Origin of the sequence: uncultured Methanobrevibacter sp., from assembly GCF_947169325.1 — an archaeon.
Classification (GTDB): Archaea; Methanobacteriota; Methanobacteria; order Methanobacteriales; family Methanobacteriaceae; genus Methanocatella.
In genome coordinates this window covers 1-7,375 of record NZ_CAMVPN010000097.1, presented here as the reverse complement: position 1 = coordinate 7,375, position 7,375 = coordinate 1, and the positions used below count along the sequence as shown (strand labels likewise).

The 7,375-nt window shown below is 34.2% G+C and carries 7 protein-coding genes and 1 pseudogene; 7 read left to right on the top strand and 1 reads right to left on the bottom strand.

Translation table 11 applies throughout. From position 1 onward, the window contains the following. The 5 genes from Q0W26_RS10540 to Q0W26_RS10520 form a co-directional block, all read left to right on the top strand. Positions 1-606 (top strand): diacylglycerol/polyprenol kinase family protein (locus tag Q0W26_RS10540; RefSeq protein ID WP_298525007.1); only part of this gene is annotated, 606 nt, incomplete at its 5' end. Between the two features lie 127 nt (positions 607-733). Next, the gene (locus Q0W26_RS10535) at positions 734-985 is read left to right on the top strand and encodes a 2TM domain-containing protein (RefSeq protein WP_298525004.1); all 252 of its coding nucleotides are present in this window, start codon (positions 734-736) and stop codon (positions 983-985) included. Further along, entirely contained in the window at positions 986-1,261 is a 276-nt protein-coding gene (locus Q0W26_RS10530) for a 2TM domain-containing protein (protein ID WP_298525001.1), read from the top strand. A 3-nt stretch (positions 1,262-1,264) separates the two neighbouring features. Beyond that, positions 1,265-1,705, top strand: coding sequence for a LytTR family DNA-binding domain-containing protein (locus Q0W26_RS10525; RefSeq protein ID WP_298524998.1), 441 nt, complete (start codon positions 1,265-1,267; stop codon positions 1,703-1,705). A gap of 8 nt (positions 1,706-1,713) precedes the next feature. Next, positions 1,714-2,136: a DUF3021 domain-containing protein gene (locus Q0W26_RS10520; RefSeq protein ID WP_298524996.1), complete on the top strand. Its 423-nt coding sequence runs from the start codon at positions 1,714-1,716 to the stop codon at positions 2,134-2,136. A gap of 22 nt (positions 2,137-2,158) precedes the next feature. On the opposite strand, the gene Q0W26_RS10515 is transcribed toward Q0W26_RS10520, so the two are convergent. Further along, positions 2,159-3,763 (bottom strand): hypothetical protein, encoded by a 1,605-nt coding sequence (locus Q0W26_RS10515; RefSeq protein WP_298524993.1) that lies wholly within the window; start codon positions 3,761-3,763, stop codon positions 2,159-2,161. Between the two features lie 575 nt (positions 3,764-4,338). Between Q0W26_RS10515 and Q0W26_RS10510 the strand changes: the two genes are divergently transcribed. Then, on the top strand, positions 4,339-6,480 hold the full coding sequence (locus Q0W26_RS10510; protein WP_298524989.1) for a right-handed parallel beta-helix repeat-containing protein: 2,142 nt from the start codon (positions 4,339-4,341) through the stop codon (positions 6,478-6,480). A gap of 72 nt (positions 6,481-6,552) precedes the next feature. Further along, positions 6,553-7,375, top strand: a pseudogene (locus tag Q0W26_RS10505) (hypothetical protein); the annotation flags it as partial.

Sequence of the window (7,375 nt, the reverse complement as noted above, 5' to 3'; positions counted from 1 at the left end):
GAAGTTTCACGTAAATTTTTACACATTATGGTAGGTAACATGATATTTGCCATGCCATTTTTCTCAGATCCATGGGTAATGGTTTGGTTTTTAACACTGCCGATTACAATAGGCTTGTTCTTCTTGACTGAATACTCACCAATCAAGATAGAAAACAGCGTAACCGAATCAGGCCATGCATTGGGATTGTTCTTCTATGCATTGATTTGGACAATTTTGATAGCAGTATTTACCATGATTGCTCCTGCAAAAGATCCTAAATTCTATATTTGGATTGTTGCATTAGCTATTGTTCCTATGGTATATGGTGACGGATTTGCAGCATTGATTGGCCAAAAATTCGGTAAGGTCAAATACACTGTATTCGGAGGTACAAAATCTCTTGAAGGGTCACTTACAATGTTCGTGGTTACCTCTGTAATGAGTGTATTCGTATGGATGGTTTTCACTTCAATCGGTTGTGTGATGCCTGAATTCAATATTGTTTACATCCTGGCAATTTCTGCTGTTGCAACAATATGTGAAGCTTTAAGTTATGGTGGAATTGACAATTTATCAGTTCCTGCACTAACTGCTATTTTATATTATCTGGTAGCTGTATTATAGCTACTTCTATTTTTATTTTTAATTCCTGTTTTTTGCATTTCAGTAACCTTATTCTGCATCTTGAACACATCGCCAAATAGTCATTTATATATTACCTTACCAACTATTACTATCGAATGGTGATATCATGAATATTAGAGAAGAAGCGGAAAGAAGAGTTGATGCGAAAATCAAATTTCAAGAAAATCTATATAAATATCTGATTGTAAATACTATAATAGCTATTATTTGCTTTGCATTCCTACAAAGCTTTTGGCTATTGTTCTTTGTCATGTTTTTCTGGGGATTAGATGTTTTAGATGACTTTTTTAAGGCCTATTCCATTTGGGATTACAGGGAAAAGATGATTAGTAAAGAACTTTCTAAAATGGGTGATTAAATGAGTGATAATCTACGGGCATTGGCTGAACAAAGAGCGGATGCAAAAATCAAATTCTTTAAAAACTTAAAGATATATGTAATCGTCAACGCATTTTTGGCGGTTATCAATGCAATATTTACTCCCCAATTCTGGTGGGTACTGTTCCCTGTATTTTTCTGGGGTATAGGAGTATTTGTGGATTTCCTAAAGGCGTTCGTGTTCGCTGATAAATTTGACACTGAGGCATACAGAGAACAAAAGATTCAAGAGGAAATGGAAAAATTAAGGAAATAGATTATGAAGGTAAACTTATTTGTTTCAAGGGATATTGAAGAGCCTTATGCGGATATTCACACCAATGAACTGACAGACAATATCACTAAGGCAATGTCAATTCTGGAAAGTGAAGAAAGCAATGAAATGCTGGCAGTTAAAAAGGGGTCTGACATTGCACTTTTGGAATTCAGCGAAATATACATGTTCCGAGTCGAGGACAAACAGGTCAAGGTTTACACTGAGGATGAGGAATATCTGATTAAAAAGCCACTGTATCAGGTTGAAGAGAGTTTAACAGGCGATTTTGTGCGCATTTCAAAAGCAGCTATCGTCAATCTGAAAAAGGTAGAAAGAGTCGCCCCTTCACTTAAGGGAATGATGTTTATAGAACTTAAGAATGGCTTGAAGGACAATATCTCAAGGAAATATCTGCCAGGATTTAAAGAGGCTTTGGATTTGTAGGTGGGAATATGAAAGTGGATTTAATTAAAAGACTGAGCTTAGGTGCTTTTGTAGGATGTTTTGTTGTAATGCTGGTTATGGTCTTGGGTTCTCTCCAATTAGGCCCTCAAAATGTAACTTTCAGCGGTGTTGAAATAATAAATGCATTTTTGGGATCAATTGTTGTTGGATGGGCATTTTCATTAAGCGGCTTAATATATGAACGGGAAGATATCGCATTGCCGCTCCAGGTCATTTTCCAGATGGTCATAGGAATGGGAGCACTGTTTGCAATAGCCATATATTTGAAATGGATGCCTGTTGAGTTTGGCATTGGTCCGATAATAACCTGGATTGCCATAGCCTGCGTATTTGCAGCTATTTTCTGGTTAGGCTTTTATGTATACTATTATCTGGTTGCACGGGACTTAAATAATAAATTAATAAAATAAAAAAAGACAAATAGTTTAATCACTATTTGTTTTTCGCTTTTTCTCTTTTATATCCGAATATTAATGCAATTAATGCAATTACTAGGAATATAAAAATGTAATAGTTTATATGTGGGGTTACTGTTTTAACGGCAGATTCGCTTTTATTTAGTTCATAAGCTTTATTTTCCGCCCCGACGGATGTTGAATTTCCAATTGCAATTTCATTATTTTCATCGCCGTTTTCAAACATTGTGTTATTTGCATTAATCTGATTATTGCCTATGATATTTGAGGAAGTTGTAGGGTTCATCGCATTTTGCTGTGTTTTGCCGTCTTCACGATTTACGATATTCGGATTGTCGTTTGTGGTGTTTGTTTTTGAATTTTGCCCGTCAGTGGAAACGTTATCAAGGGGGTTATTTTCGTTGCTATTTCCTTCTTTTTCAATCTTATCAAGATAGCCGTCTGGGAAATAGCCACCAATCAGGTCCCCATATCTCAATAACAAATCCATGCTTAATGTATTCAGCAAATTGGATTTTTTGGTTGATGTCACTTTGCTTCTTGGAGTCACATTTCTTGGATCGATTACGGACGGATCATTCGGGTCTTCGTCTCCCCAATCATTATCATTGAATTTGGTGTAGAGATGTCTTGTGTCATTCCAGTAGATGTATATTTCCTGTCCGTATGGTGAAGTATTGTTTGTTATCAGGTTATCATGGACATTTATCACGGTTCTTGCATCATACATTGGCTGCTGGATGTAAAATGATCCTCCAGTTTCGCCTCCGCTATTGTTTACGATGATGGAGTTTTCAATATTAATGTCTCCTGAAACCATCACTGCTCCACCATTTGTTCCTGCAGTGTTGTTCAAAAAGATGCATCTTTCGATATTGGATGTACCTGACCAGCTATAATAGGCACCACCCCATTCATCGGCATGATTATACATGAATATGCTCTCCTGAACATTGCCGTAACCCTGCACGCTCACGCGTATTGCACCTCCATCCCTGTGGGCTGAATTGTTTATGAAAACGCAATTGTAAATGTCTGAATTTGCATAGCATGTTGTTACGGCACCACCGTCATGATCCGCGTGGTTGTTGATAAATAGTGAATTATTCACAAATAAGTATCCCTTATTTTCTGAATTTCCGTAATTTGAAATGCCTCCTGCATTAACACTGGCCGTATTATTGGTAAATATACAGTTGTCCACATAAACATGTCCTGTTTCCATGGATATTGCTCCACCAAACCCCACAACATCCGCATTGATGAATGTTATGTTTTTGAATGTAACGTGGACGGCATCATTTCTTATAAGAAATATGCTGGATTGCCTTTCAGCATCGATAATGATGTCCATTGGGTTTCCATTTCCTTGTAAAGTGATATTTTTTGTTATTGTTATGTTGTGGAGGCGGTAAGTGCCGGGTTCAATCAGTATTTCTTCGTTATTACCATCATCAGTTAGCTTGTCCATTAGTTCGGAAGATGAATTCACATAACTCTCACTAAATTCAACAATATTTTCATTACTGATATAAAATTTTTCTTCAACTGAATCTGAACTTGAAATTGTTGTATTGTGAATATCCGATGCATTCACTACTGATATATTGATAAACAACATCAATAAAACCAATAACATCGCGATTGATATTTTGTTTACATTTGACTTGATTTTTCCACCTCCTTGAAGTTTAATTGAATAATTTTATTAATATTTTTATTGTTATATATTTATATTTATATTGTTTTTCAAATAACAATAAAATAATACTTAATATAATTAAAATAGATTGAATTTAATTTATTTTATTTAATAAACAAATAATTACTATTTTTTTCATACTTATTTGGTTAATTTTTTCTTATTATGTTATTTAACGTTATATACTTAATTAAAGTTTAATATTTTTTTTAAAAATATCTTTTGAATAAATTAATATTTTTTTAAAATATTTAATAAAATAAGGATATTTAATATTTAACTTTATAATAATTGGAATATTTTTGTTTAGATGATTTATATTTTGTAAAATATTTTTTTTATATTGGGAATAAAAACGATAATATTTATATTACACATCGACTATAATTAATAATTGTACTAGTATTCAATAAAAATTTTTTCAAGTTAAATATTACTTTGGCTGTTTTAAGTGCATATTAGTATAATTAAAATTTATTAAGGTGGAAAAAATTATGGATAACAAGAAGGTATTTTTATCTCTTCTGTTAGTCTTTTTAATTGCATTATCTGTTAGTTCAGTTTCTGCAGAAGATGCAGCTGATGCTATTGCATCTGTTGATTCAGAGGATGCTGTTGCAGTTGATGATGTTGTAGCTGATGTACAAGAGGAATCAGCTATTGAAGAACCATTAGCTGCCCGTACAATCTCTCCTGGAGCAAATACTTCTGAAGCTATCAGTACTGTAATTTCTAGTGCTATTGAAGGAGATACAATTGATTTAGGTGTATTTGAAACTTATGATGTTTCAGATAGTTCATTTGATATTAATGTAGCCGATATTACCATTAAAGGTAATGGAAATACTGTTATTAAAGGCTATGGTGCCGGCAATGGTATTTTCAATGTGATTGCTAATGGTGTCACTATCCAAGGTATTGTATTCATAGATACTAATCCTGATAGTGTTTTGACTTATTATGATGATGCTACTAAGAATGCTAATGAGGTTAAAGGATGGGGTGTTCGTTTCTTTGGTGCTTCCAATGGTGTAGTTGATAATTGTACTTTTATTGACTTTAACCATGGTGTTAGGATTCAAAAACAAGCAAATAACATTGTAGTTAAAAATTCATACTTTACTGGTGTTACCAACTACTTACGTAACGACCCTCAAGTGAATGTGGAAAAAGGTACTAAGGCTGTTGGTGTGATGGGTTCACAAAACCCAACTATCATTAACAACACATTTGACGGCCCTATGCTTGATGCAATCTCTCTTGCATCTGGTTGTGGTGGTGCTCAAGTAATCAACAACACATTCATTGGTAACTCTTATGCAATTTACTTTGGTGGTGCTTCCACCAGCGGTACTTTAATTAAAGGAAACAAATTCAAAAATATCGGTTACTTTGAAGGAACCGATGCTAAAACAGGAAACTTCATTAAATGGGATGAATTGCCTGTAATCAGTATCCAAAAATCCGCTGCAGGAATTGCAATCATCGACAATGAATTTGCAGCTATCGAAAACAACATTCTCGTTGCTGCTGAAGCAGGAAACACAGCTCACGGTGGTTTAAGTGAATTAGGTAACATTAATGTTACCGGAAACACAGTTACCAAATACACTTCAGATGTTCCTTCACAATCCGTAGTATTATTACATATCTTAGCAAGAGCCGGTGAATTAAACCCTGTTGGAGATATTCTCGTAACCGGTAATACTTTAGAAGAAGGTATGAACTCTGTTGTATTCTGGGACACCACTTGGGTTTCCAATCCAGCAACCTGGTATGTAAAAGACGGTGATGTTGTAATCCCTAAAGGTGAAAAACCAACTCCAGTATTTGAAATCACATCCATTGCAGATAATACTGTTTCCGGTGTGTTAAAAGACGCTAAAGGTGCTATTATTGATGGTCAAACCATTAGTTACAGTATCGGTGATGTTAACGGAACCACTGAAAGTGATGAAAATGGTGTTTTCACTATTGTTGGTGAAGCAGGAAAAACTCTTGTAATCAGCATCTTAAACGATAAAGTATTCGCTGATGCAACCACTTCCATTGCATTACCAAATCTCGTACCTGTTGTTAGTGAATTAACCATTAACTCATTAACCATTTTCGCTGGTAATTCTGGTGTATTAAAAGTAACTTTAAAAGATGCAGACGGCAATGCTATTGCTAATAAAAACGTAACTATTTCCATTGATGGAGTAAACAAAGCTGTCATCACTACTGATGAAAATGGTAATGGATCTACTTCAATCAAATACGCTAGTGCAGGTACCAAATACGCATACGCAACTTTCATCGATGACACCGGTAAATACATTGCATCACAAAAAGTTGGAAAAATTACCATTAATAAAAAAGCAACCACTATTACTGCTCCTGCTAAAGCTTTCAAAGTAAACGCAGTTAAAAAAGTGGCTATTACCTTAAAATCAGGTAAAACTTTACTTACAGGTAAAAAAGTAACCATTAGAGTAAACGGTGTTACATTCACTGGTACAACCAATTCCAAAGGTATAGCAACCATTACTGTGAAATTAACTAAAGTATCTACTTTCAACTACATTGCTAAATTCGCAGGCGACGGAGCTTACAAAGCAGTTTCAAAAACAGGAAGAATAGTTGTTAAAAAATAAAACAACTATCTCTTTTTTTTCTTTTTTTGACATTAATTTTTTCATAATATTCATTAGGTTATATTTTTTGAGGTGATTCAAATTAAAAAACCAACTCTTAAAGCAATATTTTTATTTACATTAATTTTATCCGTATTGCTGGTCAATGTGGTCTATGCTGAAGAGAGCGCTAGTAACATGACTGAAATCTCTTCAGATGCTTTTGTGGGTGAAGTTTCCGCTGAAGAAGAAACATATGATTTCAATTCAATACAATTCCTGATTGACAATGCAAGTGCTGGAGATACAATATTCCTAAAAGATAAGGCATATTCAGGAAACGGATCAGCAATCAACATCAATAAGGATATTACAATTTGTGGTTATGAATCATCTAAAACAGTTTTGAATGCAGATAATAAGTCTAATATTTTTGTTGTTTCATCGAATGTTCAGGTAACTTTAATTAATTTAACATTAACCAACGGCTACACAGATTCAAATGGTGCGGCAATTGAAAATAGAGGTATCCTTACAATTTATGATTCAATAATATCAAATAATAATGCTGGAGGTGGAGCGGTTTATAGCATGCGAAATGCAGAGTTAACGGTTTATAATACATTATTTGATGGAAATACTGCTACTGAAGGTGCAGCAATCGATAATTATTATGGTAATTTAAAAGTCATCAATTCCACATTCACAAACAATATTGCTAATGAAGGAGGATGTGTATATAATGTATTTGCCGATTTCATAGTTCAAAATTCAACTTTTACCAATAATTCCGCAACACGCGGTGGGGGAGTATATAACAACAGGGGGTTCATGAAAATTTACAATTCCAGATTCTACCAAAACTATGCCATCCATTTGGGCGGGGGAATTAAAAGTTGGGGAAAATGTGTTGTCA

Coding starts and splice junctions, on each gene's coding strand:
- Q0W26_RS10535 (WP_298525004.1), top strand. CDS start 734: ATGAATATTAGAGAAGAAGCGGAAAGAAGAGTTGATGCGAAAATCAAA.
- Q0W26_RS10530 (WP_298525001.1), top strand. CDS start 986: ATGAGTGATAATCTACGGGCATTGGCTGAACAAAGAGCGGATGCAAAA.
- Q0W26_RS10525 (WP_298524998.1), top strand. CDS start 1,265: ATGAAGGTAAACTTATTTGTTTCAAGGGATATTGAAGAGCCTTATGCG.
- Q0W26_RS10520 (WP_298524996.1), top strand. CDS start 1,714: ATGAAAGTGGATTTAATTAAAAGACTGAGCTTAGGTGCTTTTGTAGGA.
- Q0W26_RS10515 (WP_298524993.1), bottom strand. CDS start 3,763: ATGTTGTTTATCAATATATCAGTAGTGAATGCATCGGATATTCACAAT.
- Q0W26_RS10510 (WP_298524989.1), top strand. CDS start 4,339: ATGGATAACAAGAAGGTATTTTTATCTCTTCTGTTAGTCTTTTTAATT.